Raw genomic sequence first — 26795 nt, 5'->3', positions numbered from 1 at the left:
CGGCGTCAGCAGCACAGAAGCGAGATTATGACCGATTTTCTTCAGCCTCGTCAAGTATTTTGAAAATTCTTTCAAAACCCAACTTCTTTCACTCCCTTCGCTTCCAAGAAGCTCTCATCAGCGAAGCCCGCTAGTCTAGCATGAATAAATTGGTCGACGGCAAATTGATTGAAGAGGCGAACAATCGCCTCGCCCACTAGCGAGACTAGCAAGATCGGCCGAGGCGTCGATTAGTGAGGCAGGGATGTGTTTTTCTGCGCAGCAAAGGCCAGTTCCGCGGCAGTTTGCGGATCCTCGCTTTGAAGCACAGCAGTCACGGCCCGGGCCAAACGGCCGGCATCGGCACGCAAGATGCGCTGCTTGACCGACGGGATTTGAGATGGGTGCATGGAAAAGCTACGCAGGCCCATGGCCAACAGCAGATCCGTGAAGGCTGGGTCGCCGGCCATCTCGCCGCAAACACTGACCGACTTACCGGCATTGCGCGCATGGGCGATAGAGCCTGCGAGCAATTGCAGCACGGCCGGGTGCCAAGGATCGTAAAGATGGGCTACCGCCTCGTCCGCTCGGTCAATGGCCAAGGTGTACTGAATCAAATCATTGGTGCCGATGGAGACGAAGTCCACATGCCGAAGCAACATCGGCAGCATGACGGCCGCCGCCGGAATTTCAATCATCACACCCAGATCCACGACGCCAAACGCGTGGCCAGCGTCATTGAGTTGCTGCTGAACCTTCTTGATCGACTCCAAGATTTGGCGCACCTCATTCAGGTGAGCCACCATCGGAATCAACAGTCGCACCTTGCCAAAGGCGCTGGCGCGATAGATGGCGCGCAATTGCTGCCGGAACATACTGGGTTCCGCCAAGCTCCATCGGATGGCGCGCAGGCCCATGGCCGGATTCAATACATGCTCATGGCGCAACTCGCTGGCGCTCAGACGATCCAAGGGCTTGTCTGCACCGACATCCACGGTTCGAATCGTCACCGGCATGCCACGCATGGCCTCCACAGCCGCGCGGTAGGCCAGAAACTGCTCATCCTCGCTGGGCAACTCTCCGCCACGGTTCATGAACAGGAACTCGCTGCGAAACAAACCCACTCCGGTCGCGCCGGCCTCAACGGCTGCAGGCGCGTCAGCGGGCAATTCGATATTGGCGTGCAACTCGACACGCTCACCGTCCAAAGTCACCGCAGGTGTATGTCGTAAGCGTGCCAAACGGGCTCGCTCCAATTCACTCTGACGCTGCCGGAAGCGATATTCCTCCAGCATGATTGGTGACGGATTGACGATGACTGTGCCGGCATCTCCATCAATGATGATCCAGTCATCCTGACGAATCAGCCGCGAGGCCTCCCGTGTGCCCACGACGGCTGGAATATCCATGCTGCGCGCGACAATGGCGGTGTGGGAAGTCTTGCCGCCGATGTCGGTGATGAACCCATGGAACACGCTGCGCTTGAATTGCATCATGTCGGCCGGGGCAATATCGGTCGCCACCAGCAACAGCGGATCCTCCCCAGCGAAATCGCGCTGCACCACGCTGGCAGCATCCACCGGCGCCTTGCCCTGTTCACGCGCCAAGGCACTCAGTATGCGCTCCACCACCTGCTCGAGATCAGCCTTGCGCTCGCGCAGATAGTCATCCTCCATCTCGTCGAACTGGCGCGCCAACACTTCCAGTTGGGCTGACAACGCCCATTCCGCGTTGTAGTGCCGCTCAACAATCCAATGCTTGGTTGCACCGAGCAAGGCCTCGTCGTGAAGCAGCATCAAGTGCACATCGAGTAAGGCTGCCAACTCATGCGGCGTGTCGCCGGGCAGGTCCTGCTTCAGGGTCTCTAATTCCAGCGCGACTTCATCACGGGCGCGCAATGCGCGGCGAATTTCAGACTCAATCTGACTCTCGGTAATGAAGTAGTGCGCCACATCCAGCCGACTGGACGCCACCAAAACGGCCCGACCAATGGCCACGCCGCGCGATACCGGGATGCCGAAAACCTGGAAGCTCATGCGCCGACTTTAGCAGGCTGCCAGGGGCCCTCACCGTCATTGATTCGTCACTCATGCGTCACGCCGGCGTCACCCCTAGCCCCGAGCATCAGCGCTGCCCACCAACGACCAGCAAGAGGCTGCCCATGAGGGATTTACCGCTGCCCACCCTGCCCTTCTCAGACCTGCGTCCGCGCATGCCCGAGACACGCCCCGCCCCGCCATCAATGCCACAGCCAAGCCCGAGCCGGACGCCTGCCGCGCGCCTGGATGTGAGCTGGGCACGCTGCGAAGACGAGGTGCTGGAGGCGCAGCGCCTGCGCTTTCAAGTTTTTGCCGATGAGATGGGCGCCAGGCTAAGCATTCCCAAAGGCGCACCGGCGGGACACGACGTTGACGCCTTCGACCCGTTCTGCGAGCACTTGCTGGTGCGCGCGATGGACGCCGACGGTTGCCCCGGTCAAGTGATTGGCACCTATCGAGTCCTGACCCCAGCTGCTGCCAAGCGGGCTGGAGGCTTGTACAGCGAAACCGAATTTGACCTGACTCGCTTGCGCAATCTGCGCGAGCGCATGGTCGAACTGGGTCGCTCCTGCATCCATCCCGAGCATCGTTCGGGCGGCGCCATCATGGCTTTGTGGGGGGCGCTGGCGGAATTCATGCAGCGCAATGATCTCGACACAATGATCGGTTGCGCCAGCATCAGCATGCGCGACGGCGGTCACTTTGCCGCCAGCCTGTGGAAGCAATTGGAACAAAGCCATTTGTCCAGCATCGAATGGCAGGTGCGTCCGCGTCTGCCGCTGCCCGTTGAGGAACTACGCCACGATCTGGCCGTAGAGCCGCCCCCGCTGATCAAGGGCTATTTGCGCTGTGGTGCACGCATTCTCGGCGCGCCCGCCTGGGACCCGGACTTCAACACCGCCGATTTGCCGATGATGATGAGACTGGCGGACTTGCCGGCCCGCTATCGGCGCCATTTCATGGGCTGAAGGGCGAGCCGCACCGGCAACTCAGGTCACTGGCCTTCGCCGAACTTATCGTTCACCAAGGCCGTGATCGCGTCCTGCGCGGCCTGCTCATCGGGGCCTTCGGTTTCCAACTCGACCTGCGAGCCCATGCCGGCCGCCAACATCATCACACCCATGATGCTTTTGGCATTCACCCGGCGGCTGTTGCGGCTCATGAATACCTCGCACTGAAAAGACCCGGCCAGCTTGGTCAACTTGGCGGAGGCCCGGGCATGCAGGCCCAATTTATTGCTGATGGTGAGCGTGGACTTGATCATTGTTATTGAAGCTCAGGGCTTCGAGCAGGGGTTCACAGGAATCTCATTCAACATGATGCCGCGCAAGCCACCTTGTGCGGCCCGGTCGGCCAAGTCCGCCAGCGGCTCGTTCACGTAACACAGCGAACGCCACAACATTGGCACATTGACACCGCTAAGCACGCGCACATGCGGGCCTTGCAAACGCATCGCCGCGTTGCAGGGCGTCGCGCCAAACACATCGGTCAATACCAAAGCTTCGACATGACCCGCCTTGTCCAGCAAGGCGCGAGCCGCCGCTTCGACCGCTTCGGCCGACATCTCTGGGCTCACGTCCAGCACGGCCAGTTGCGGTGCGCAATTTGGGAATGTGTGCTCGGCCACCGCTTTCATCGCGGAGGCCAGGGGCGCGTGGGCAATCAGGAGTAGACCGGGCATGGCGCGATTATCAACGGAGCGTCATGCACTCAAGTCACTCAACCCTGCGAAGCCCACGAAAGATGCACAGACATGCGCCCGGACGAGCGCCACCGGGAGGCTTCACTCATCCAGCTTCAGCGAAGACAAGAAGCCGTCCCATGCCTCTTCGCCACCTTTTTTGCCCAGCATGACCACCTGATAGACACGCAAGCCACGCGAAAAAACCGCCATACGCGCCTGTTGCGAGCCGCCCACCAAGGTCTGCACCTGCGCTTCGGGGTTGGGCGTCATGCCGGGCACCGACACCGGCTGGGAGGCTGCCACTTCGGCATGAAGTTTCCCAGCCAAGGACTGCCGCATCTGCAGCAAGGCGGGCGTCACCAGCTGCGGATCCGGCAACTCTGCCCAAGCCAAGGAGAAGCTCAAATCCGACGCCTTGCACTCGGCCAGCCCCATGCTCGAAGGTTCGGCCGCCGTAGCCGGCCGGGCATTGATTTGCGGCTTGCAAGGAAATACAGCCAGGATGCCGCTGCCGGCGGGCCTGACCTCGCGCCAATCCAAGGCGGGCGAACAAGCCGCCAAGGCCAGGGCCAAACAAAAAATGGAGGCGAACCGCCCCGGGCGACGCGGCAAGGCCAAGTGCTTCGAAATCATGCCGCCATTATCAAGTCGCTGGGGCGAGCCGAGCCGAGGGCCCATCACGACCGGGTGTCGCACAATCAAATCCATGCAACATCAGGCCCCACCCACTCCCAGCCCAAGCCAACCCCAGCAGAACAGTAACCCTGCAAGCCCGCCGATGGCGCTAGCGGGCGTGCGCATCCTCGACCTGTCCCGTGTGCTGGCCGGACCCTGGTGTACCCAGACCCTGGCCGACTTGGGGGCCGATGTCATCAAGGTCGAACGTCCCGGCAAAGGCGACGACACGCGCAGCTGGGGGCCGCCGTATTTGAAGGACCAAGACGGCGCGGACAGCAGCGAAGCGGCCTACTACCTTGGCGCCAATCGCAACAAACGCTCCATTGCGATAGACATCGCCAAGCCCGAGGGTCAAGCCTTGATCCGAAGGCTGGCCGCCAGCGTCGATGTGCTGGTTGAGAATTTCAAGGTCGGTGACCTGGCGCGTTACGGCCTTGACGCACAAACCTTGCAGGCCGCCAACCCGGGCTTGGTCGTTTGCTCCATCACCGGTTTTGGTCAAACCGGCCCCTACAAGGAGCGCGCCGGCTATGACTACGCCATCCAGGGCATAGGCGGGCTGATGAGCGTCACCGGCGAGCGTGATGATCTGCCTGGCGGTGGCCCGCAAAAAGTGGGCGTGGCGGTGGCCGACTTGTTCACCGGCATGTACGCCTGCGTTGCCATCCTGGCGGCATTGCGCCACCGGGACGCCACCGGTCAAGGTCAGACGATCGACATGGCCTTGTTAGACACCCAAGTCGCCATGCTGGCCAATCTGGGAGCCAACTATCTGTGCACCGGCCAAACGCCCGGCCGCATGGGCAATGCGCACCAGAACATCGTGCCCTATCAGGTGTTTGAGGCGGCCGACGGGCATTTGATTTTGGCCGTCGGCAACGACTCGCAATTCAGCAAGTTCTGCCGCATTGCGGACCACCCCGAATGGGCCTTAGACCCGCGTTTTGCCAGCAACGCGGCGCGTGTGCAGCACCGCGAAACGCTGGCCCCGCTGATCGCAGCCGCTCTCAAAGCACGGCCCCGCGATGAGTGGTTGTCCGCGCTGGAATCCGCTCAAGTGCCTTGCGGGCCCATCAACAACCTCGCCCAAACCTTTGCCGACCCGCAGGTACAAGCCCGCGGCATGACGGCACCGATCCCACACCCACTCAACCCGGACCTGCGCCTGGTGGCCAGCCCGATCAAGCTGTCGGCCACGCCGGTCAGCTACCGGCAAGCCCCCCCGACGTTGGGCCAGCATTCACAGCAGGTGCTGCGCGAAGCCGGCCTGGATGAAATGGAAATTGCGTCACTGTTCAAGACCGGCATCGTCGCCTGAGACCCGGCCAAGCGTGAGAAATTACGCACAAACAGGCGCGCAAGGCGAGGTAAAGCAGCGCTGAACGCTGTTTCCCCCGGATCGAGGGATGGACGCTCGAGGGCATCGCACTGACCATGGCGGCCGCTGTGGCTCATTCGCCACTCTGGCCTCAACAAACAGAACACCGCCCACAGCAATTCCGCGCCTCTTCATGTCCAAGCCGCCAACTGCTTCCACTGCCAGTGCCGCCCACGCCGCCGCGAACGATGTCGCCGGCGCGCCCAGCCACGCGCAGTGGGCCGACATCGTGCAGCAGTTGGGCGCAGAAATCGCTGGCCCGCTCAGCTCGGCCATGGAACGCATCCACGACCTGATCAGCACCGGCCAAATTGACCGCCAAAGCCTGCGTTCACTGAAGGAAAGCGTCGGCCAGGCCCGTGAGGCCGGGATGATGGGTCAACAATTGGCTCGGCTGGCCTCGGGGCGCTTACGCCTGTCGCGCGAACGCATGCACTTGACGCAGATTTTGCGCAGCGTGCTGGCCCAGCGCAGCCGCGAAACCCAGGCCCGTGGCATCCAAGTGCGGCAGATGCTCAAGCCGGTCGAAGTGATGACCGACGGATCACTGCTGTTCTCCTTGCTCAACGCCTTGATGGATTGGGCCTTGTCCAGCACCCACAGCTCGGTGGATCTGCGCCTGGACCTGACGCCCTGGCCGGCCAAAGCGCGCCTGGTTTGCCGCTTTGCTCACCGCTCACTGGACCTGCTGGACGATCCGCGCGCTCAGGAGCTGCCGCGCGCGCTCAACTCCTTGTCTTGGCGCTTGGTCGAGCAGACCGCCATCACCATGGGCGTACTGCCCCTGCGCGAAGATGAAGCCGGCATCACCGTGTTGACACTTGAATTCCCGAACACGGTCAGTGAAGAGACCGGGACTCCCGTCACGCCGCTTGAACCGGGCGCAGCTCAATTGCCGCAGCTGGAGCGCGAGCGTGACTCCGAGTACCTGCCCTCCAGCAATTCCAAGCCGCTGGCCGGTAGCCATGTCTTGATCGTGTCGCAGCGCCGCGACCTGCGCACACAGATCCAGTCCTCCATTCAGCACATGGGCTTGATCATTGATCTGGTCGGCAGCATGGCCGAGGCGCTTCAATTCTGCGAGGAAGGCCTGCCGCACGGCATCATCTTCGAAAGCGGCCTGCGCGGCCCCGAGTTCGAGCGCCTGCATGCCGAGACGCTGCGTGAAGTCCCGAACTTCTGTTTCGTCGAGGTACTGGACGAGCCGCATCTGACCCAGCTGTCGACCGCCACCGCGGACGCACTGGCACGCATTTCCCGCTTGCATGTGGCCGATGCCCTGCCCTCGGTGTTGCTGTTCGAACTCTCCAAGAGCCTGTAAACCTCGGGGAGCAGCGCCTTTCCGGCCCGGCTACACTGCGGCCATGAAGTTGCAACAAGCCGTCTTGATCCCCGTCCTGCTGGCCGCCTTGGCCGGCGGCGGATTTATGGCCTACAAGAGTCTGGGTCAGCAAGAAAAGGCCCCCGCCATCAGCTATGTGCTGCTGAACGGCGAGAAGCTCGACTCCCGTCAATGGGCCGGCAAGGTCATGCTGGTGAACTTCTGGGCCACCAGTTGCACCACTTGCGTGAAAGAAATGCCGCAGATCATCGCCACCCATGAGAAATTCAAGGGCCGCGGTTTTGACACGCTGGCCGTGGCCATGAGTTACGACCCGCCGGCCTTTGTGGCCAATTTCGCCGAAAGCCGCAAGCTGCCGTTTGGCGTGGCAATCGACAACACCGGCGACATCGCCAAGCAGTTCGGCAAGATCCAATTGACCCCGACCACCTTGCTGATCAACAAGCGCGGCGAGGTGGTCAAGCGCTATGTGGGCGAGCCCGACTTTGCCGCTCTTCATGGTCTGGTCGACAAGCTGCTGGCCGAAGCGGCCTAAGCCCAAGCCAGGCCGATCCAAAGTTTCACCCATGCAAGCCAAGGCCTACCGACTCTTGCGCCGGCTCAGCCTGGCGAGCCTGCTGCTCGGCCTGAGCCTAGGCGCATTTGCCGCCGACGAGCCCCTCGACAAAAACACCGTGGTCTTGGCCGGTGAAGATGACTGGGCACCCTATAGCGCGGCCGAGAAACCCGGCGCCGACACCCAAACCAGCCCGATCGGCTATAGCGTGGACCTGGTTCGCGCTGTCTTGGCCAGCCAGGGCATCAAGGTGCAATTCATCAACGTGCCCTTTGCGCGCTGCATGCAGTACGCCAAGACCGGCCAGGTGGCGGGCTGCTTCAACGCGACCATCACCGATGACAACCGCGCCGACTATGTCTGGCACCAACCGGCCATGTTCGAAGAGGAGTTGTCCATCTTTGGCCGGGCCGACAACAACGGCAGCGAATTGCGCCTGGCCGATCTGCGCGGCAAGCGTGTGGCCTATACGAATGGCTACACCTATCCCAGCGAGTTCATGCACGACAGCCGCATCCAGAAGTTCAGCGCCGTGTCCGACGGGGCCTTGCTGCGCATGCTGCTGAACAAGCGGGTCGACTACATCCTGCTGAATCGCACGCCAGGCTGGATGCGCATCGACGCGACGCCCGAGGCCCGCAACCAAATCAAACGCGTCGGCTTGGTGTCGATGGATGGGTTCTGGGTAGCATTTTCCAAACAGCACCCGCAGGGCGAACGCCTGGCGCAGGCCTTCAGCCAAGGCCTGGTACAGATGCGGCGCGACGGCAGCTACCAGCGCCTGCAAGACGATTTCCGGCGCCGCGTGCGCTACCGTTGAATTTCGGCGTTCGCCCCAAGCGGCCCGCTTGCGGCGGGGAACCAGACCCGAACACAAGTCCCCACGCCCTCGCGCCCGACACCCAATTCGATGCGCGCGCCATGTTGCTCGGCAATCGTCTGCACGATGGCCAGCCCCAGGCCCAGGCGCTGATGGCCTGCTTCGCCGGAGTGAGCGGCACCGCGTGATGGAGCTTGAAAGCGCTGGAACAAGCCCCGCTGCAAGGCCGGCGCCATGCCCGGGCCATCATCCTCCACCTCCAGGAACGGCTGCCCCAGTGCCTCACCGGTGCGCATACACACATGCGCATTCACGGGGCGACCATGCAAGAAGGCGTTTTCAAGCAAATTGCTGGCCATCTCATGCAGGTCGCCGCGACGACCCCGCACCGGCGCAGGCTCCAACTCAAAACTCAAATCGATGCCGCGCTGCTGCGCCTGATCAAAAAATTCACTCGCGCAGGACTCCGCCGTGTCGCGCAAGTCCAGCCTTGCAAAAGGCTCCTGCGCCATCGCCTCGGCGTTGGCTCGGGCCAAGGCCAGCAGCTTGGCCACCAAGCGGCCCATGCGGTCCAGAGCCAACGTCATCTGCACCATACGGCCTGTCACCGCCCCCGCGCCGTCGGCCGCAGGCTCGGCCGCGTCTTGCCGCAACAGATCCAACTGCAATCGCAAACCGGCCAGGGGCGTACGCAATTGATGGGCCACGTCGCCAATAAAGCGTTGCTGCGCCTGAGACAGGCCCTGCAAGCGGACCAACAAGCCATTGATCGCCCCCAACAATCCGCGCAATTCCAAGGGCAGCCGCTGCGTATCCAGGGGCTGCCATTCCCCCGCCGGGCGTCGCTCCAGCAAGGCCGCTGCGCGCTCCAGCGGTCTGAGCAGATGGCGCGTGACCAGCCACAGCGTCAACAGGGCGCAGGCCCACAGCGCCAAGCCCAGCGCGGCAGAGTTGAATAGCAAACGCTGCGCGGCCGCATCGCGCTTGCGCGTCGTCTCAGCCACCACGACGCGGGCGCGCCAAAACGGCCCCTGGCGCGGCAACACCAACACACGCAAGACCTGACCCTCGCAGCGCATTGTCTGCGCCAGTTCCTCGCCGGCCGCTCCCGGCGAGGCCGGCGCCCTTGCCGCAGCAACGGCGGTAAAAATCTGCAAGCCACCATCACCCCAGACAAACCGCCCGGACTCATCCAGCACCGCCATGCGCATTTGATCGACCGTGTCGGCCTGCAAGAGCGCCTGCGCCGAAGCGGGCAGATCGACATCCAGGTCATTGTCCGAATCAATCTCCACCCGCGCCGCCAGGGCCACGGCCACATTCAGCAGCGCCTTGTCAAAGGCCGCATCCGTCATTTGTTGAGCGGCCCGGTGATTGATGACCAGGGCCAGCAACAAGACCACGGTCAAGGGCGCGGCCAAGCCCAGCAACAGGCGCTGGCGCAGCCCGTCGGGCCAACAAGCGGCGAGTCGCTCAAGCATCGCTGGCGGCGCCCGACATCAAGCGATAACCAACACCCCGCACGGTGTCGAGCTGGAGTCCGGCCCCTTGCAACTTATGGCGCAGGCGGGACACATGAGTTTCAAGCGCGTTGCTGGACATCTCCCGGTCCCATTCGCTCAAGCTGTGCAGCAGCTTGCGCTTGCTCACAATCGTCGGGCTTTGCAAAACCAGCGCCAGCAACACGGCCCATTCCTTCGGCGTCAGGGGCAAGGCTTCGCCGTGCAGCGAGGCCATCTGCTGCGGCATGTCCAAGTGCAAGCTCCCCAGACTCAGCCCGGCCGCACCGGCCGCACCACTGCGACGGATCAAGGCCCGCAAACGGGCCAGCAACTCGGGCAACACAAAGGGTTTGACCAGATAGTCATCGGCCCCCTCATCCAGCCCACGCACGCGATCGGCCCAGTCTCCACGCGCGGTGAGCAGCAAGATGGGCAGGCTTTTGCCTTGCGCGCGTACACGCCGAAGCAGCGCCAGGCCATCCACATCGGGCAAGCCCAAGTCCAGCACCAGCGCGTCGTACTCGGCTTGCCCCAGGGCCGAGAGCCCATGCTCGCCAAGACCAAAGGCGTCCACCCCATAGCCCTGCCGACACAGGGCTTCCCGCAAGCCCTCGCGCAACGAGACGTCATCCTCGATCAACAAAACACGCATGCCTTTGAACCCGCCAACGGCCATCGAACCATGATTTGATTCTGGCACCGGCGCGCGACGACTCAAGCCTCTAGCAGTCCCTGCTTTTCGCAATGCAGCCGCGCCAGGGCTCGACCCGGTAATTCGTAAGACTTTGCAAGAAAACCGCCGCCCCGTGGTTTAGACAGGCAATCGACAGCTTCCAAAACGTAATCTTTCACGCGTCATCTCGAAGCCCGAAACATCGATGCGAACCGACGCAGGCCTTCCGAGGCGATTTACACAAGCTCACAGCTTGTTCGCCCGCTTCGGCCTAAGGTCTGCCTCAGCAAGCCCGAGCAATCCTCGACGAACGCACGGGCTTGCGCCCACCGCCTTGCAGCAACAGTCCAGGAGTTGAATGCCATGCCTAGCTACACACTGAACGTCAATGGACGTGAACATATCGTCAACGTCAGCAGCGAAGCGATGCCCTTGTTATGGGTCTTGCGTGATGTGATCGGCTTGACCGGCACCAAATACGGCTGCGGCATCGAGGTCTGCGGCGCCTGCACCGTCTGGGTCAACGGCCAGCCAGAGAAGGCCTGCAAGATGGATGTGTCCTCGGCCGCCGGCAAACAGATCACCACGATTGAGGGCCTGTCGGCCGACCGCAGCCACCCGGCGCAAAAAGCCTGGATCGCACACCAAGTACCGCAATGCGGCTACTGCCAGTCGGGCATGTTGATGAGTGTGGCGGCAGCCATGAAGGCCGGCCATCACGGCCAGGAGATCGCCAACGAGGTCAAGAACGTTTGCGTCTGTGGCACCTATCAGCGCATCAAGCAGGCCGTGACCGGTTTGTAAGCAGGAGAACACCAAATGCAAACAACGCTTCAACTCGACCGGCGCCAATTTCTTGCCGGTAGCGGAGGCCTCACGCTGGCCCTGTTCCTGCCGGCCAACTCGGCCGAGGCCGCGGCGGGCTCTGCAGTCAATAGCTGGCTCACCATCGGCAGCGATGACAGCATCCAGCTGACGATAGGCTGCTCAGACATGGGCCAAGGTTCCTTCTCCGGCCTGGCGCAGATTCTTTGCGAAGACCTGATGGTGGACCCCGCGCGGGTCAAGCTGGTGCAAGGCGCCCCCACTTTGGCGGTGCCGGCCCCCATCGGCAGCGCCATCAACACGGTCGGCAGCGGCGTCACCCGCGGCAATTTTTGGAAACTGCGCGACGCCGGAGCCATCGCCCGCGAAATGCTGGTCTCGGCGGCCATGGCGCAGATCGGCGATGGTGCGCGCAGCAATTACAGCGTCAACAACGGCGTGGTGACGCACGGGCCAAGCGGCCGCGCCCTCAGCTACGGCCAGCTGGCGGCAGCGGCCGCCCTGCTGCCCGCGCCAAGTTCAGCGCCGCTGGTGCCAGACAGCCAGTTCCGCTGCATCGGCAAGACGATGGCACGCTCAGACATCCCGCTCAAGGTCGACGGCAGCGCCGTTTACGGTTTGGATGTGCGGGTGCCGGGCATGGTCTATGCCGTCATCCGCCACTGCCCCAGCTTTGGCGGCAAGCTCGCTGCCACACCACCGACACCGGCGGGCATGCTGGCCGTGGTGCCCACCAAGGTGATGGCCGGCACGGCGCGTGGCGCCGAAGCGCTGGGCAATGTCAACGCATTGGCCGTGGTCGGCCCGACCACCTGGGATGCCTGGCAAGCGGCGAAGCGCCTGTCGCCGCAATGGATCTTGCCGGCCAATGTGGCCAGTCTGAACAGCACCCAGTTCATGCTCGATGCGCAGGCCTTGATGAGCAACGCCACCGCCTACGTGGCCGGGGCGGCCAACCCGCCGGGCACGCTCTACACGGTCGAGCGCAGCACCGCCGACGCCAATGCGGCCATCGCCACCGCCGCCAAGACCATAGAGGCCAGCTACAGCCTGCCCTATGTGGCCCATGCCTGCATGGAAGTCTTGAACTGCACGGTCGACTACGTGGCCGGACTGCGCTGTGAGGTCTGGGCTCCGACCCAATCGGCCAAGTCGGCGCTCAGTCTGGTCTGCGCCATCACCGGCCTCAGCGCCGACAAGGTCATCCTGCACACCACCTACCTGGGCGGCGGCCTGGGCCGCAAGGCCGAGCTGGACTTCATCAGCCAGGCCGTGCAGGTGGCGATGGCGGTGCAACGCCCGGTCAAGCTGATGTGGCCACGCGAAGAAGACTTCAGCCACGACCAATACCGCCCCATGGCCCTGGTCCGAGCCCGCGCTGGTTTGGATGCAAACGGCCAAATCGCCGGCTGGACTTACCGCAATGTCTCGCCCTCCATCCTCGGGCAACGTGGCGCGACGCTCGGCGCCAGCGGCGACAGCCAAGGCTCCGAAGCTTCGAACGCGCTGCCCTATAACTTCGGGGCCCGACTGACCGAATGGGTCAGCCACACCGCGCCGATCCCGGTCGGATTCTGGCGCTCGGTCGGAGCCTCGATCAATACCTTCGCGGTCGAGTCGATGATCGATGAATTGGCGGCCGCGATCGGGCAAGACCCGCTCCAATTCCGTCGCGCCCGTCTCAACAGCCCACGTTGGCTGGCGGTGCTGGAGGCCGCTGCCCAAGCGTCCGGCTGGGGCTTGCCCGGACCGGCCGGCACGGCGCGCGGCATCGCCATCGGAGCCGCCTTCAACAGCATCGTCGCCCAAGTGGTGGAAGTGAAAGCTGGCACGGCCGGGCCGGTGGTGACGCGGGTGTGGGTCGCCATCGACTGCTATATGACGGTCAACCCGGGCTCGGTGGAGGCGCAAATCGTCGGCGCCGTCGTGCATGCCATCAATGCCACCTTGTACGGAAAGCAGACCTTCGTCAACGGCGCCGCGCAGGTGAAGAATTTCAACACCAGCCGTATGTTGCGTCTGAACGAGATGCCCAGCGTGGCGGTGAAGATCATGCCGCCACCGGCAGCGGCCGACCGCAATATGCCACTGGGTGGCGTGGGCGAGCTGGGCGTGCCGACCTTTGCGCCGGCCATGGCCAACGCATGGTTCAAGCTCAGCGGCAAGCGCGTACGCAGCCTGCCCTTCTACCCGACGGCCACGATGGGAGGCTGAAGCCAAGCTGCACCGAGCCCTCCCGGGCTCGGGCGGCTCAAACGGTTTTACTCGCCCGCAGTAGGCTGAGCGGCCTGAGCCGCATGCTCGGCCTGCTGATCGGCGTGGTAGCTGGAGCGCACCATCGCGCCCACGGCCGCATGGCTGAAGCCCATCTTGTAGGCTTCGGCTTCGAACATCTTGAAGGTGTCCGGGTGCACATAGCGGCGCACCGGCAGGTGGTGGCCGGACGGGGCCAGGTATTGCCCGATGGTCAGCATGTCGATGTTGTGGGCACGCATATCGCGCATGACCTGCAGAATCTCTTCGTCGGTCTCGCCCAGGCCCACCATGATGCCGCTCTTGGTCGGCACGCCCGGCACCTCGGCCTTGAAACGCTTGAGCAGGTCCAAGCTGAACTGATAGTCGGAACCGGGGCGCGCTTCCTTGTAGAGGCGCGGTGCAGTCTCGAGGTTGTGGTTCATCACATCTGGCGGGGCGGCCTTCAGAATGTCCAAGGCACGATCAGCGCGGCCACGGAAGTCGGGCGTCAAGATCTCGATCTGGGTCGTCGGGCTGAGTTCGCGGATCTTCTGGATGCACTCGACAAAATGGCCGGCGCCGCCGTCACGCAGGTCATCGCGGTCCACGCTGGTGATCACCACGTACTTGAGCTTCAGCGCGGCGATGGTCTGCGCCAGCTTCAGCGGCTCTTCGGTATCGAGCGGGTCGGGGCGGCCATGGCCCACGTCACAGAAGGGGCAGCGACGGGTGCACTTGTCACCCATGATCATGAAGGTGGCCGTGCCCTTGCCGAAGCATTCGCCGATGTTCGGGCAGGACGCTTCTTCGCAAACGGTGTGCAGCTTTTGCTCGCGCAGGATCTGCTTGATTTCGTAGAAGCGGGTGCTGGGAGAACCGGCCTTGACGCGAATCCAGTCGGGCTTTTTCAGCGTTTCTGCCGGCACGATCTTGATGGGGATGCGGGCCGTTTTGGCCTGCGACTTTTGCTTGGCGCTGGCGTCATACGCCTCGCCCGTCTTCGCTTCGTGAGTGATGTTCTCGGTCGCCATGCCAGCCAAACTCCAAATGATCGTTCAGCCTTCGAGCTGGGCCTGCAGCCGCTCGCCGAAACGCTGGGCCACCTCGGGCCAATCCGCAAAAACCCCAAGTGTAACGAGGTCCACCGTCGCCAGACCCGCATAACCACAGGGGTTGATGCCGGCAAAGGGCTGCAAATCCATCGCCACATTCAGCGCCACACCGTGATAGGTGCAGTGCCGGCTGACCTTGATGCCCAGCGCCGCCACCTTGCCCAGACCGCGAAATGGGTCCATCGGGTCGGCCGGGCCGGAGAGCGCCGCATGGTTGTGCGGGTCATTCAGCCGCACATAAATGCCGGGCGCACCCGCCACCCTGTGGCCTGTGATGCCATAGGCGTCCAGCGTTTGAATCACCGCCGCTTCCAGGCGGAACACATACTCGCGCACGAAGTAGCCGGCGCGCTGCAGATTGATCAAGGGATAGGCCACCACCTGGCCAGGGCCGTGATAGGTCACCTGACCGCCCCGGTTGGTCTGCACCACCGGGATGCCGCCGGCCTGCAGCACATGGTCAGCCTTGCCCGCCAAACCTTGGGTATAGGTGGGCGGATGCTCGCAAAGCCAGAGTTCATCAGGGGTATCGGGCCCACGCGACTCGGTGAATTCGCGCATCGCCTCCACAGTCGGCGCATAGTCCACGCGCCCCAGGTTCTTCACAACAATCATGGCCGAATAGTAGCGCCAGGCTGTAAGGCCCCGGCGCGGACAAGCGACTGAGATTGAGTTAGCGTTCAAGACGCGCCACCCCAGCCCATACCCCCGAAGGACTCTCATGTCGTTTGTTCGCCGAACCATTTCCGCAGCACTGGCCATCGTCTTGATCAGCAGCCTGCTACTCACCACGATGAGCAGCCGGGCCGAGAGCAGCCCGCTGGAGCAGGCCTTGTCGGCCTATGAAGCGGGCGACTTGCGCGCTGCGGCACGTGGTTTTGCAGCCCTGTCCGCCAAACGGGCGCCGTTGGGCGACTACAACCTGGCGATGATGCATTTGCGCGCCGAGTTAGCCAAGCCCAATCCACGCGAGGCCAAGCGCCTGCTGGAACGCGCCGCCGCCAATGGCTTGGTGCGTGCCGAATTGGCGCTGGGCCAGTTTTATGAGCAAGGGTTGTTGGGCAAGCCCGATCTGAAGCAGTCCACCCAATGGTTCGCACGTGCCGCCGAGCATGGCAGCAGCGATGCCCAGGTGGCCCTGGCCACCGCCTACTATCTGGGCCGGGGTGCGACGCAAGACATGACCCTGGCAGCGCAGTGGTACCGCGAGGCGGCAAACGCCGGCGATGTCGGGGCGCAATACCTGCTGGCGTCGATGTATGAAAGCGGGCTCGGCCTCCCGGCCGATCTGCGGCTGGCGCGCTATTGGTACGACATTGCGGCCCGAAATGGCGACGAGGCCGCCCCCAGCAAGGTGCTGGACCTGGATCGACGCCTGGCGGCCGAAACCGCGGGCTAAGCCCGCGCGGCTGACAACAGGACCTTTACAGCACCACCTTGACCATCGGGTGGGTGCTGAGCGTGCGGTACAGCTCGTCGAGCTGTTCGCGGCTGGTGGCCGTGACGGTGATCGTCAGGCCCATATAGTTGCCGGCCTTGCTGGGGCGGCGCTCGATTGTCGCGGCATCAAATTCGGGGTCGAACTGCAGCGCCACCATCGTGATGGCCTCGACAAAGCCCTCCACATGCGAGCCCATCACCTTGATCGGGAAGCGCGAGGGGTATTCGATCAGCGATTGCTCGGGCGGGATGTCCGGCGGCGGGGTCATCGGGGGTAGATTACTCATCGTCTTCTTCTCAAATTCTCAAATCGATTGCAGCAGTTTGGCGCGCTGATAGGCCTCAAACAGGCGGGCATAGACCGGGCCGGGCTTGCCGTGCAGGGCGCCATGGCCGACCGGTTGGTGGTCCAGCGTGGTCACCGGCAGCACCTCTTTGGTGGCCGAACTGAGGATGATCTCGTCGGCAGCGAACAACTCGGCCTCCGAGATCGGGCGCAGGTTGTAGCCAATGCCGATTTCCTCGCAGAGTTCCTTCAGCAACTCAACCCGAATGCCTTCCAGCACCTGCTCGCTCTTCTGCGGGCCGAGCAGCGCGCCTTCCTTGACGATCCAGACATTCGAGGCCGAAGCCTCGGTCAAAAAACCGTCGCGCAACAAAATCGTCTCCGTCGCGCCCTGGTCGGCCGAAATCTGCCGGGCCAGCACATTGCCGAGCAAGGAGGTGCTCTTGATGTCGCCGCGCTCCCAGCGGAAGTCGCGCGCGCTGACGCAGCTGACGCCGTGATGGCGCTCCTCGGCCGAAATCGGACGGGCCTCGCTGCTGTAGGCAAAAAGGGTCGGCTTGATCTCGCTGGGCATCACATGGTTGCGTGGCGCAACACCGCGTGTCACCTGCAGATAGACCCACTGGTCCTCGGCATCAACCTTGGAGACCAGCTTGCGCACAATCTCCAGCCACTGCGCACGCAACAAGGGGCTGATGATGCGCAGCTTGGCGAGGCTGCGCTCAAAGCGGTCCATATGGCTCTCGAAGCGGAACAAACGCCGCCCATAGACCGGCAGCATCTCGTAGGCGCCATCGCCGAAGATGAAGCCACGGTCCATCACCGAGATTTTGGCCTCGGCCAAGGGCGTGTATTCGCCATTCAAATAGCAATACACATCGGGCAAAGCGTTTGTCTTCATGCAACGTCCTCCTGATCTCGGCAGGCCGTCAAAGGCCGGCCGCGTCTCAGACTGAGACTATCTCAGAACTGAGGCCGGACCGGCAGCCCTTACTTGATCCAAAGCCGGATGGCATCCCAGGCCCGGCCAAAAATACCCGCCAGCGGCACCGCCTCTTGCACCACCAAGGGCACTTCGGCCACGGGGGTACCTGCGGTGGTGGTCACGGTCAGGGTGCCGACGCGCTGGCCCTTGGTCAAGGGTGCAACCAGCGGATCGGTACGCTCCACCTTGGTCTGCAGCTTGGCGCCATCACCGCGCGGCACGGCCACAAACACGGCACTGGCGGCGCCCAGCTTGGCCTCGCGGGCCGCGCCCTTCCAGACCGGCACGGTACTGATCGCTTGGCCGTCTTCGAACAAACGCACCGCATCAAAGGCCGAGTAACCCCAGTTCAGCAACTTTTGGCTTTCGCTGGCGCGGGCTTCCTTGGAGGCCGTGCCCATCACCACGCTGAGCAGGCGGCGCTTGCCATTCGGAAACTCGCGCTGGGCGCTGGAGACCAGGCAGTAGCCGGCGGCTTCGGTGTAACCGGTCTTCATGCCGTCCACGCTAGGGTCGCGGCGCAACAGCAGATTGCGGTTGTCTTGGCGAATCTTGTTGAAGGTGTAGTCGCGCTGCGAGTAGTAGCTGTAGTACTGCGGAAAGTCGCGAATCAGATTCGACGCGATCACCGACAGATCACGCGCGCTGCTGCGGTGGCCTGGCTCGGTCATACCGGTGACGTTCTTGAACTCGGTGTTCTTCAAACCCCAGGCCTGCGCCTGACGATTCATCATCGCCACGAACTGCTCGACGGTGCCGCCCACGCCTTCGGCCAAGGCGACCGAGGCGTCATTGCCGGATTGGATGATCATGCCGCGCAGCAGCTCATCGACCTTGGGCGTCATCGTGGTGTCGATGAACATCAGCGAGGGGTCGCCCTTGCGCTCGTCCCAAGCGCGCTTGGACACGGTCAGCGGCTGCTCCAGCGTCAGGCGCTTGTCGCGCAAGGCGCCGAAGACGATGTAAGCCGTCATCAACTTGGTCAGCGAAGCCGGATCGTTTGGCGTATCGGCATCACGCTCGGTCAGCACCCGGTTGGCCGACATGTCCAGCAGCAGGTAGCTGCGCGCAGCGATCTCGGGCGCTTGCGGCGCCTGCGCTTGTGCCGGCAATGTGGCCACAGCGGCCGCGGCGGCCAGAACAAGAGCGATCAGTCGTTTCAATATCATCATCAAGAAGTCTCGGGGAATTCAGGCCTGCCAGCTGCGAACCACAATGTTCTTCAGCAATGGCAATTGCCCATGGAAAAAATGTCCGACGCCGGGCACCACAACGACCGGCAGGGCCTGCGGCCGCGCCCAGTCCAGCACCGAACTGAGCGGCACCACATCATCGACCTCACCGTGAATCACCAAGGTGTCGGCCGGTACCGGCGCGGTATCAAAACGGCTGGTAGCCGGGCCGACCAGCACCAGGCGCTCCGCCTGTTGCCCCTCGGCAAGACGGAGGGCCGCCTGCGAACTGACATAGGCGCCAAATGAAAAACCAGCCAGCACCAAGGGCTCATCGGTGTTGCGCACCGCATGGAGCGCCGCCAGCGCGTCATCAATCTCGCCACGCCCCTCGTCCCACACGCCCTCGGACCTGCCGATGCCGCGGAAGTTGAAGCGCGCCGCGCGATACCCTAACTGAACAAAGGCACGGGCCAAGGTTTGCACGACCTTGTTGTCCATCGTGCCACCCTGGGTCGGATTGGGATGACAGATCAAGGCCAGACCACGCGGAGCAAGGTCGGAGGCCGGGCTGTCGATGGCACATTCAATGACGCCTGCCGGGCCGGCAATCAGGCGCTTTTCGGTTTGTGCGTTCACAACTCAGAGCCCGACACTATCGGGCAAGAGCAGGCGCTCCACCACTTCGCCGTTCTTCAAATGCTTGTCGACGATTTCGTCAATATCGCTTTGGTCGACATAGGTGTACCAGGTCGCATCGGGATACACCACCGCCACCGGGCCACCGGCGCAGCGATGCAGACAACCCGCCTTGTTGACGCGGACGCCGCCAACGTCGGCCAAGCCCAAGTCACGCACGCGCGCCTTGCAATGATCAAAGCCAGCCTGCGCTCCATGCTGGGCGCAGCTGTTTTTGCCGCTGTCACGCTCATTGAGGCAGAAGAAGATGTGTCGCTTGAAATAGCTCATGGCCCTATTGTAGGGATGGGGCCCAAGCGAACCCTGGCAGGCAGTTGGGCTGCCGGGCCTAAACCTCGCGCTTGGCGACCAGCGTCAGCAACCAGGCCACCGCCGCAAACGGCCAGACCCAGCCGACCCATTCGGCCAGCCCGTAGAGATTGACGAATCGGCTTTGCTCCCAGGTCTGCAGCCGTTGCGCCAGATAAGGATCGGTCGGTGCCTGGCTGACCAAGGCGATCAAGGCACACATCACCACCAAGCCCAGCGCCGCACAGACACGGCGCGGCATTAGCGTTGCGATCAAGCCCAGCACGACGCCGGCGGCCAAACCCGGCCAAGTGGCCAAGGTCAGCCAGGCCCAGGTGTTTTGCGGACCGAAGTTCAGCCCGGTGGACAGCGCCGTGACCAAGACGCCTAACAAACCGGCTCCCAGCACCAGGAACACCCGCCGCAGGCCCGGTCGCGCTACCGACAAGCCCAGCAAGGCCGGTGACAAGACGCCCAGTGCAATCGTGATCGCCTCCAAACCCGGCGGCAGGGCCCGCGTCTCGTCGACCATGCTGTCCGCCCATTGCAGCGCCCAGGGCGTGCCCTCGAGCAGGTCTTGAGCGGTCAATTGCAGATGCGGCAACCATTGCCCTAAGGCGAGCGGGATGGGCGCCGGGAACAACAGGCCCAGCGGCCACAAGGCCAGCAGCGCCAGCGCGCCGGCGCAATGCGGTTGAAACCAGAATTCGCGCACATCGTGCCAGCGCCGCAGGCCGCCGAAGGCGTTCAGCAACAAGCCCAGCAACAGGCCCACCGCCGCGCCGATCGAGTTGAGCAGCCAATCGGCCAGCGAGGGCACCCGCGAGGGCAGGAAATACTGGCCAGTCTCCATCAGGAAGGACAGCAAGGGCCCCGGCAACAAACCCATGGCCACGCTGGGCCACAGACCCAGGCCACTGCGCAAACCGGCTGCCAAACCCAGCAGCCCCAGCGGCAAATAGCCCAGCAGATTGATGTATTGGTCAAAGAGGCCGAAATAGCGCGGCCAAGGCAGGCCGACCATGCCCTGCAAGGTCAGTCCGGGCGGCCAGACCCAAGGGCCAAAGGGATAGAGGCTGGCGTAAACGATCAGAGCCGCATAGGCCAACAGCAGCCAAGTGGCGGAACTTTGCCTGCGCACCGTGCGGCCCCAACCCTCAGAAAGGCTTCACCACCACCAAGACCACAATGGCCGCAAACATCAGCACCGAAACCTCGTTGAAAACGCGGAACCAGCGGTGGCTGCGGCGATTGGCCAGCTGCTCAAAGCTGCGCAGAATGCTGCGGCAGACATGGTGATAGCCCACCGCGCCCAGCACCAGCAGCAGCTTCAGGTGCAGCCAGCCGCGATTGAAACCCTGGAAGTTTTCCATCCACAGCCAAGCACCCAAGCCCAGCGCCGGAATCATCAGCATCGTCATGAAGCGATACAGCTTGTGCGCCATCAGCAGCAGGCGTTCCCGCTCGGCATGGCTGTCGGCCGGCACCATGGCCAGATTCACGAAGATGCGCGGCATGTAGAACAGGCCAGCAAACCAACTGGCGACGAAGACGATATGAAAGGCTTTGATCCAGAGCATGGGCGGATTATGCGTGGCGACACAAAATCAGCTCGCCGGGCGCCGTGCGAGCCATAAGGATGACTGCGGGCGAATTGGACAAAAAAAAGCCCCGGCTACACAGCCGGGGCGAGAAAGCCTTTTCGCTGTCATCACGCAAAGGCTCCTGCTCAGGGAGGAAAAGCAGGGAACGACCACCTTGCGGCTATCATTCGAAGTGAATATTAACAGAAACGTCACGGCCTTGTCAGCCTGACATGTCGCTTAGATTGCGCAGTCCCGCACAGAGCGCCAGATTTTCTTGAAATTTGACGGAGTTTTCATTTGTCCCGCTCAACCTTGAACCCCGCTCCCTTCCCGGCCAGCCGCCCGCGCCGCTTGCGCCGCGATGCTTTCACCCGCGCGCTGGTGCGTGAGCATGGCCTGCGCGCCAGCGACCTGATCTTGCCGGTGTTCGTGCACGAGGGTGTCGACCGGGTTGAGCCCGTCTTGTCCATGCCCGGCGTGGCCCGCCTGAGCCTGGATCGGCTGATCGGCGTGGCCGAGGAATGCGTCGACCTGGGCATCCCGGTGCTGGCGCTGTTCCCGGTCATTGACGCCGCATTGAAGACACCCGACGGCGCCGAGGCCGCCAACCCCGATGGCTTGGTGCCACGCGTCGTGCGTGCATTGAAAGACAAAGTCCCCGGCCTGGGCATCCTGACCGACGTCGCCCTCGACCCCTTCACCAGCCACGGCCAAGACGGCGTGCTGGACGAAACGGGCTACATCCTGAACGACCAGACGGTCGAGATGCTGACCCGCCAGGCGCTGGTGCAGGCCGAGGCCGGCGTCGACATCGTCGCGCCGAGCGACATGATGGACGGGCGTATCGGCGCCATCCGCCAGGCGCTGGAGGCCCATGGCCACATCCACACCCGCATCATGGCCTACAGCGCCAAGTACGCCAGCGCCTTCTACGGTCCCTTCCGCGATGCGGTGGGCTCCGCCGGCAACTTGGGCAAGGCCGACAAAAAGACTTACCAGATGGACCCGGGCAATAGCGATGAGGCCTTGCGCGAAGTGGCGCTGGACATTGCTGAAGGTGCCGACATGGTGATGGTCAAACCCGGCATGCCCTATTTGGACATCGTGCGTCGCGTCAAGGACGAGTTCCGCGTGCCCACCTTTGCCTACCAAGTCAGCGGCGAATACGCCATGATGAAGGCCGCCGCCGCGAATGGTTGGCTGGACCATGACGCGGTGATGATGGAGTCGCTGCTGGCCTTCAAACGCGCCGGCGCGGATGGCATCTTGAGCTATTTCGCCCTTGAGGCGGCTCGCCTGCTGAAGAAGGGCTGATGCGGGTTTTTCATATTCACGGCGACCGCTTCACCGAGCTGGGCCGCCTGCCCGCCGACCTGCCCGAAAGCGGTTTTCTGTGGCTGGGCTGCGGACGGCGTGAATTTGAGTTGCAGCATTTGGAGGTGCAACTGGGCTTGCAGCGCTGGGGCTGCGGCGCCTTGGTCGACCTGCACGTGGCGGATCTGGTCAACAACCAACTGCCCTCGCACTTCGACTACACGTCGTGGTACGACCTGCTGGTCTTTCGCCGACTGGCGGCCGCCCCCGGCAGCGAAGACTTGTTCGTGGACGACGAGCACGGCACGCTGGCCAGCGCGCAACAAGCGTTTCGCGCCATCGACACCAGCCCGGTTGGCTTCGCCGTCTTTGACCGGGTGCTGCTGACGGTGCACCCCACCGATTGCGCGGTGCGCGACTACTTCGCCGGCAAGATGGGCGCCCTGACCGAAGGGCGGGATCTGCGCGGCAGCTCGCGCCTGCCGAATAGCCCGGCCGAGTTGATGCTGCGCATGGTCAACCATATGGTGGACAGCTATCTGGAGTTGCGGCGCCTGCTGACGCGCCAGATGGGCACACTACAGCGCGCATTGATGGACTCGCGGCATGAGTTCAATCAATGGCCGCTGTTGCTGGAATCCCGTGACGCCCTGCACCGCCTGGAGGACACCTGCGAAGACCAGCGCAGCGCCATCCAGGAATGGATTGATGTGCTGGACGATTGGCCGACCAGCACCGACTCGGCCACGCAGCGCGAGCGCGAGTTGCTGCGGGTGCGTTCACGCGACGTGCTGGAACACATTGAACGCGTACTCAGCCATGTGCGGCGGATGGAGTCCTCGTCCGAGTCGGCGGTGCAGATGCACTTCTCGGCGCTGGGGCACCGCACCAATAACATCATGCGCACACTGACCGTGCTGACGGCGATCTTTTTGCCGCTGAATCTGATCACCGGCATCTTCGGCATGAACTTTGACAGCCTGCCGCTGATTCACCGTGCCACTGGCTTTTGGATCGCCTTTGGCGTGATGGGCGTGGTGGCGCTGCTGCTGGGCGGTTTTTTCTGGCGCAAGCGCTATCTGGGCACCCAGCGTTGAACGGGACGACGGCTGAAGCCGACGCTCAGGCTCGCTGGTAGGGGTCCGCAAACCCCAGCCCCACCATGATCTCGGACTCGCGGGCCTCCATGCATTCAGCCTCGTCCTCTTCCTCATGGTCATAACCCTGCGCATGCAGGGTGCCATGCACCAGCATCTGGGCGTAATGGGCGGCAATCTCGATGCCCGCTTCTTTGGCCTCGCGCTCGACCACCTCGGCGCAGATGACCAAATCGGCCGTCACCACCGGCTCATGGCTGTAATCAAAGGTCAGCACATTGGTGGCGTAGTCCTTGCTGCGGAAATCACGGTTCAAGGCCTGCCCCTCTTCGGCATCCACGATGCGCACGGTGATTTCGCCCGGCAGCTCCAAGGCGGCACGAATCCAGCGCTGCACCTTGTGGCGCGGCAATAGCGCGCGGTGGCGTGGGTCGGCGAATTGCAGCGACAGGCTCAGTTCGACTTGGCTCATTGCAGGCTCCCCTTCTCTGCCTTGTTCAATTTGGCTTCGGCCGCCGTGCGCGCCTCGTAGGCCTCCACGATGCGGGCCACCAACGGGTGGCGCACCACATCGGCGCTGGTGAAGCGCGTCATCGCGATGCCCTTGACCTTGGCCAACACCCGTTCGGCGTCCACCAGGCCGCTGGTCGTGCCGCGTGGCAGGTCGACCTGACTGGTGTCGCCGGTGACCACGCATTTGCTGCCAAAGCCGATGCGGGTCAGGAACATCTTCATCTGCTCGGGCGTGGTGTTCTGCGCCTCATCCAGAATCACAAAGGCGTGGTTGAGCGTGCGTCCTCGCATGAAGGCCAAGGGCGCCACCTCCAGCAAACCCTTTTCAAAAGCCTTGGTAACCCGATCAAAGCCCATCAGGTCGTACAAGGCGTCGTACAGCGGGCGCAGATAGGGGTCGACCTTTTGGGTCAGATCACCGGGCAGAAAGCCCAGCCGCTCGCCGGCTTCGACGGCAGGCCGGGTCAGGATGATGCGCTGCACCGAGCTGCGCTCCAAGGCGTCAACGGCACAAGCCACCGCTAAAAAGGTCTTGCCGGTGCCGGCAGGGCCAAGGCCAAAGGTGATGTCATGGGCCATGATGTGGCGCAAGTATTCATGCTGACGCGGCGTGCGGCCGGCCAGATCGGCCCGGCGCGTGCGCAGTACAAGCGCTTCGGCCGGCGCCTTGGGCTCTTGCGTCGCAACTTGCTTGCGCTTGCTCGCCGGCTTCAGCTCTGCGGCCGCCTCGGCCAAGGCCAATTGCAGAATTTCCGGCGCGATGGCGCGGCGGCCGCGCTCGTACAGACTCAGCAGCAGTTGCAGACTCCGCTCGGCCGCGGCTTTCGGGCCCTCAATTCGAAAATGCTCATGCTGGCGCACGATGCGAACGCCCATGCCGGCCTCGATTTGACGCAGATGCTCGTCCAGGCTGCCGCACAAATGGGCCAAGCGGCGGTTGTCGACCGGGGCAAATTCATGGCGAAAAATCACGAGTTGGCTTTCTTTCAAACGCTTTGAGCAAGAAGCACATTGTCGCCCGAGCAAGTACGGGGGCGAAGCCGGGTCGACGTCCTGCACAATCGCCTCCCATGCATTGTTCGACACCTCTTGATACAGCTCTCGACCTGCCCGCTCGGCGCGGCCTCGCAGGGTTGGCGCTGCCTTTGCCTCTTCTGTCTGTGCTGCTCCTGCTTCCAGGCGTGGCGCTGGCTCAAGCCACCGGGCCCATGAGCGGCGGGCTAGAAATGGGCGGACTCACGCCTTTGCTGCAAGCCCTTTTGGCCGGCATGCTGCTGATGATGAGCGCATCCACCGGTCTGATTGCCTACAGCCACGCGGGCGACCGCCCGACCGGCTACCTCAGCGCGGCCCTGCTGGCCGGCGGGCTGTGGGCACTGTTGCCGACACTGAGCGCGGGTCAAGCATTCCCCGCTGGAGCGCAACAAGCGCTGGCTCTCGCCTTGCTGGTTTGGGCAACGTGGGGCGCGGTGCAATACCTGCTGCATCAAATTTCCGCGTCCAGAACATGGATTGACCGTATCTTGCTGCTGCAAGGTGTCGTCGCTCCGCTGAGCCTGGTGTTGGGACCCGACGCCATGGCGTCTGGCATCTTGCGTGCCTGGTACAGCTTGATGTGCGTGGAATTGCTGCTGGTCATCGTTCGACATCTGAATGTACGGCGCCGTCGATTGAGCGTCAGCGCCAGCCCCTCGCGCCAGCAATCCCGAGACGTCTTCATCGCGGCAGGCCTCTTGGGCGCCGCCGCAACGTCTGCCTTTCTGGTTCTGGCAAACACCCTCGTGGGCTTGCCGCTCGTTCAATACGCGGACCTGAGCTCTTTCATGCTGATGGGCTTCCCCTTGGCCCTGCTCGGGCATGGGCTGCTGGCCACCGTGGCGATAGGCCAAGCTCGCAAGGCCGCCGAAGCGCAGCAGGACCAGATGGAACAGGCCATGATCGAACGCGTGGCCGAGGTGGAACGCAGCTACGGCGAAATGGCCGAGCAAAAGCTCGAGCAAGTGACCGAACGCGAGCGCAAGCGCATCGCCGCCGACCTGCATGACGACCTGGGCGCCAAGCTGCTGACCATCGTCCACACCAGTGAATCGGATCGCATCTCGACCCTGGCCCGTGAGGCTTTGGAAGAAATGCGCCTGTCCGTGCGCGGCCTGACGGGCCGCCCGGTACAACTGCTGGACGCGCTGGGCGACTGGCGTGCCGAGGTGGTGTCTCGCCTCGGTCAAGCCAATATCCTGGCCGAGTGGAAGTCACCGCCGGAGGACATCGTCCATACCCTGCCGGCGCGCGCTTACGTGCAAACCACACGGATCTTCCGCGAAGCGGTCAGCAACATCATCAAGCACAGCGGCGGTACCCATTGCACCATCAGCTGCCATGTGCAGGACGGCGATTTTCTGGTGACGATCCAGGACAACGGTCAGGGCATTCCGGCCGAACTGGATGGCCGCCTTGACCGCGGCCACGGCATGGCCAGCATGAAGTCACGCGCCAAGCAGATGCAGGGGCAATGTCTGGTGGAGTCCGGCCCGGGCTGGGGAACCGTGATTCGTCTCACGATTCCGCTCTAAACAGCGTGCAATTCGACTCCAA

28 protein-coding genes are annotated in these 26795 nt (G+C 63.2%); 11 read left to right on the top strand and 17 right to left on the bottom strand.

Annotation, left to right across the window (positions count from 1 at the left end):
- Positions 1–230 precede the first annotated feature (230 nt).
- On the bottom strand, positions 231–2015 hold the full coding sequence (ptsP, locus tag WG899_RS10865; protein WP_339595658.1) for a phosphoenolpyruvate--protein phosphotransferase: 1785 nt from the start codon (positions 2013–2015) through the stop codon (positions 231–233).
- 125 nt (positions 2016–2140) lie between these two features.
- On the opposite strand from ptsP, the gene WG899_RS10860 reads away from it, so the two are divergent.
- Positions 2141–2986, top strand: coding sequence for a GNAT family N-acetyltransferase (locus tag WG899_RS10860; RefSeq protein ID WP_339595657.1), 846 nt, complete (start codon positions 2141–2143; stop codon positions 2984–2986).
- A 26-nt stretch (positions 2987–3012) separates the two neighbouring features.
- Here the strand turns inward: WG899_RS10860 and WG899_RS10855 are convergent, their stop codons facing one another.
- From WG899_RS10855 to WG899_RS10845, 3 genes are all read right to left on the bottom strand, one after another.
- Complete coding sequence (locus WG899_RS10855) at positions 3013–3282, bottom strand: HPr family phosphocarrier protein (protein ID WP_339595656.1); 270 nt, start codon at positions 3280–3282, stop codon at positions 3013–3015.
- A gap of 12 nt (positions 3283–3294) precedes the next feature.
- Positions 3295–3699 (bottom strand): PTS sugar transporter subunit IIA, encoded by a 405-nt coding sequence (locus WG899_RS10850; protein WP_339595655.1) that lies wholly within the window; start codon positions 3697–3699, stop codon positions 3295–3297.
- A gap of 102 nt (positions 3700–3801) precedes the next feature.
- Entirely contained in the window at positions 3802–4335 is a 534-nt protein-coding gene (locus tag WG899_RS10845) for a hypothetical protein (protein ID WP_339595654.1), read from the bottom strand.
- Between the two features lie 145 nt (positions 4336–4480).
- On the opposite strand from WG899_RS10845, the gene WG899_RS10840 reads away from it, so the two are divergent.
- The 4 genes from WG899_RS10840 (at position 4481) to WG899_RS10825 (ending at position 8476) form a co-directional block, all read left to right on the top strand.
- Positions 4481–5698, top strand: coding sequence for a CaiB/BaiF CoA transferase family protein (locus WG899_RS10840; protein WP_339595653.1), 1218 nt, complete (start codon positions 4481–4483; stop codon positions 5696–5698).
- Between the two features lie 193 nt (positions 5699–5891).
- Positions 5892–7079, top strand: coding sequence for a sensor histidine kinase family protein (locus tag WG899_RS10835; protein ID WP_339595652.1), 1188 nt, complete (start codon positions 5892–5894; stop codon positions 7077–7079).
- 43 nt (positions 7080–7122) lie between these two features.
- Positions 7123–7635, top strand: coding sequence for a TlpA family protein disulfide reductase (locus tag WG899_RS10830; RefSeq protein ID WP_444718837.1), 513 nt, complete (start codon positions 7123–7125; stop codon positions 7633–7635).
- 31 nt (positions 7636–7666) lie between these two features.
- The gene (locus tag WG899_RS10825) at positions 7667–8476 is read left to right on the top strand and encodes a substrate-binding periplasmic protein (RefSeq protein ID WP_339595651.1); all 810 of its coding nucleotides are present in this window, start codon (positions 7667–7669) and stop codon (positions 8474–8476) included.
- Here WG899_RS10825 and WG899_RS10820 read toward each other — a convergent pair.
- Both WG899_RS10820 and WG899_RS10815 read right to left on the bottom strand, forming a co-directional pair.
- Positions 8467–9957 carry a sensor histidine kinase gene (locus WG899_RS10820; RefSeq protein ID WP_339595650.1) on the bottom strand — a complete coding sequence of 497 codons (1491 nt, stop codon included), beginning with the start codon at positions 9955–9957 and terminating at the stop codon, positions 8467–8469. The genes WG899_RS10825 and WG899_RS10820 overlap by 10 nt on opposite strands.
- Positions 9950–10630, bottom strand: a complete 681-nt coding sequence (locus WG899_RS10815) for a response regulator (RefSeq protein ID WP_339595649.1) — start codon at positions 10628–10630, stop codon at positions 9950–9952. Before WG899_RS10815 ends, WG899_RS10820 begins: the two co-directional genes overlap by 8 nt.
- 384 nt (positions 10631–11014) lie before the next feature.
- Between WG899_RS10815 and WG899_RS10810 the strand changes: the two genes are divergently transcribed.
- Positions 11015–11455 (top strand): (2Fe-2S)-binding protein, encoded by a 441-nt coding sequence (locus WG899_RS10810; RefSeq protein WP_339595648.1) that lies wholly within the window; start codon positions 11015–11017, stop codon positions 11453–11455.
- 15 nt (positions 11456–11470) lie between these two features.
- Positions 11471–13690 carry a xanthine dehydrogenase family protein molybdopterin-binding subunit gene (locus WG899_RS10805; protein ID WP_339595647.1) on the top strand — a complete coding sequence of 740 codons (2220 nt, stop codon included), beginning with the start codon at positions 11471–11473 and terminating at the stop codon, positions 13688–13690.
- A 47-nt stretch (positions 13691–13737) separates the two neighbouring features.
- On the opposite strand, the gene lipA is transcribed toward WG899_RS10805, so the two are convergent.
- Positions 13738–14742, bottom strand: a complete 1005-nt coding sequence (gene lipA / locus WG899_RS10800; RefSeq protein ID WP_339595646.1) for a lipoyl synthase — start codon at positions 14740–14742, stop codon at positions 13738–13740.
- A gap of 24 nt (positions 14743–14766) precedes the next feature.
- Positions 14767–15438, bottom strand: coding sequence for a lipoyl(octanoyl) transferase LipB (lipB, locus tag WG899_RS10795; protein ID WP_339595645.1), 672 nt, complete (start codon positions 15436–15438; stop codon positions 14767–14769).
- A 106-nt stretch (positions 15439–15544) separates the two neighbouring features.
- On the opposite strand from lipB, the gene WG899_RS10790 reads away from it, so the two are divergent.
- Positions 15545–16222 carry a tetratricopeptide repeat protein gene (locus WG899_RS10790; RefSeq protein WP_339595644.1) on the top strand — a complete coding sequence of 226 codons (678 nt, stop codon included), beginning with the start codon at positions 15545–15547 and terminating at the stop codon, positions 16220–16222.
- 25 nt (positions 16223–16247) lie between these two features.
- On the opposite strand, the gene WG899_RS10785 is transcribed toward WG899_RS10790, so the two are convergent.
- The 7 genes from WG899_RS10785 to WG899_RS10755 all read right to left on the bottom strand — a co-directional run bounded on the left by WG899_RS10785 (position 16248) and on the right by WG899_RS10755 (position 21273).
- Positions 16248–16550, bottom strand: a complete 303-nt coding sequence (locus WG899_RS10785; RefSeq protein WP_339595643.1) for a DUF493 family protein — start codon at positions 16548–16550, stop codon at positions 16248–16250.
- Between the two features lie 18 nt (positions 16551–16568).
- Positions 16569–17450 carry a D-amino acid aminotransferase gene (locus WG899_RS10780; RefSeq protein WP_339595642.1) on the bottom strand — a complete coding sequence of 294 codons (882 nt, stop codon included), beginning with the start codon at positions 17448–17450 and terminating at the stop codon, positions 16569–16571.
- A gap of 89 nt (positions 17451–17539) precedes the next feature.
- A complete protein-coding gene (locus WG899_RS10775; RefSeq protein ID WP_339595641.1) occupies positions 17540–18706 on the bottom strand; it encodes a D-alanyl-D-alanine carboxypeptidase family protein in 1167 nt (388 codons plus the stop codon).
- A gap of 18 nt (positions 18707–18724) precedes the next feature.
- Positions 18725–19345, bottom strand: a complete 621-nt coding sequence (locus WG899_RS10770; protein WP_339595640.1) for an alpha/beta hydrolase — start codon at positions 19343–19345, stop codon at positions 18725–18727.
- A gap of 3 nt (positions 19346–19348) precedes the next feature.
- Entirely contained in the window at positions 19349–19675 is a 327-nt protein-coding gene (locus tag WG899_RS10765; RefSeq protein WP_339595639.1) for a (2Fe-2S) ferredoxin domain-containing protein, read from the bottom strand.
- Between the two features lie 58 nt (positions 19676–19733).
- Positions 19734–20834 carry a VanZ family protein gene (locus tag WG899_RS10760; RefSeq protein WP_339595638.1) on the bottom strand — a complete coding sequence of 367 codons (1101 nt, stop codon included), beginning with the start codon at positions 20832–20834 and terminating at the stop codon, positions 19734–19736.
- 16 nt (positions 20835–20850) lie between these two features.
- The gene (locus WG899_RS10755; RefSeq protein WP_339595637.1) at positions 20851–21273 is read right to left on the bottom strand and encodes a CopD family protein; all 423 of its coding nucleotides are present in this window, start codon (positions 21271–21273) and stop codon (positions 20851–20853) included.
- 303 nt (positions 21274–21576) lie between these two features.
- Here WG899_RS10755 and hemB point away from each other — a divergent pair, with 303 nt between their 5' ends.
- Together hemB and WG899_RS10745 are read left to right on the top strand one after the other, a co-directional pair.
- Entirely contained in the window at positions 21577–22593 is a 1017-nt protein-coding gene (hemB, locus tag WG899_RS10750) for a porphobilinogen synthase (RefSeq protein WP_339595636.1), read from the top strand.
- Positions 22593–23690, top strand: a complete 1098-nt coding sequence (locus tag WG899_RS10745; RefSeq protein ID WP_339595635.1) for a magnesium transporter CorA family protein — start codon at positions 22593–22595, stop codon at positions 23688–23690. The genes hemB and WG899_RS10745 overlap by 1 nt, the downstream gene beginning before the upstream one ends.
- Positions 23691–23715: 25 nt before the next feature.
- Here WG899_RS10745 and ybeY read toward each other — a convergent pair whose 3' ends face one another.
- Both ybeY and WG899_RS10735 read right to left on the bottom strand, forming a co-directional pair.
- On the bottom strand, positions 23716–24162 hold the full coding sequence (ybeY, locus tag WG899_RS10740; protein WP_339595634.1) for an rRNA maturation RNase YbeY: 447 nt from the start codon (positions 24160–24162) through the stop codon (positions 23716–23718).
- Positions 24159–25175 (bottom strand): PhoH family protein, encoded by a 1017-nt coding sequence (locus WG899_RS10735; RefSeq protein ID WP_339595633.1) that lies wholly within the window; start codon positions 25173–25175, stop codon positions 24159–24161. The genes ybeY and WG899_RS10735 overlap by 4 nt, the downstream gene beginning before the upstream one ends.
- A 188-nt stretch (positions 25176–25363) precedes the next feature.
- Between WG899_RS10735 and WG899_RS10730 the strand changes: the two genes are divergently transcribed.
- Complete coding sequence (locus tag WG899_RS10730) at positions 25364–26773, top strand: sensor histidine kinase (protein WP_339595632.1); 1410 nt, start codon at positions 25364–25366, stop codon at positions 26771–26773.
- The last annotated feature ends 22 nt before the right edge of the window (positions 26774–26795 follow it).

Origin of the sequence: Paucibacter hankyongi (genome assembly GCF_037482915.1) — a bacterium.
Taxonomy (GTDB): domain Bacteria; phylum Pseudomonadota; class Gammaproteobacteria; order Burkholderiales; family Burkholderiaceae_C; genus Paucibacter_A; species Paucibacter_A hankyongi.
This window is presented reverse-complemented; position numbering and strand designations above follow the sequence as displayed.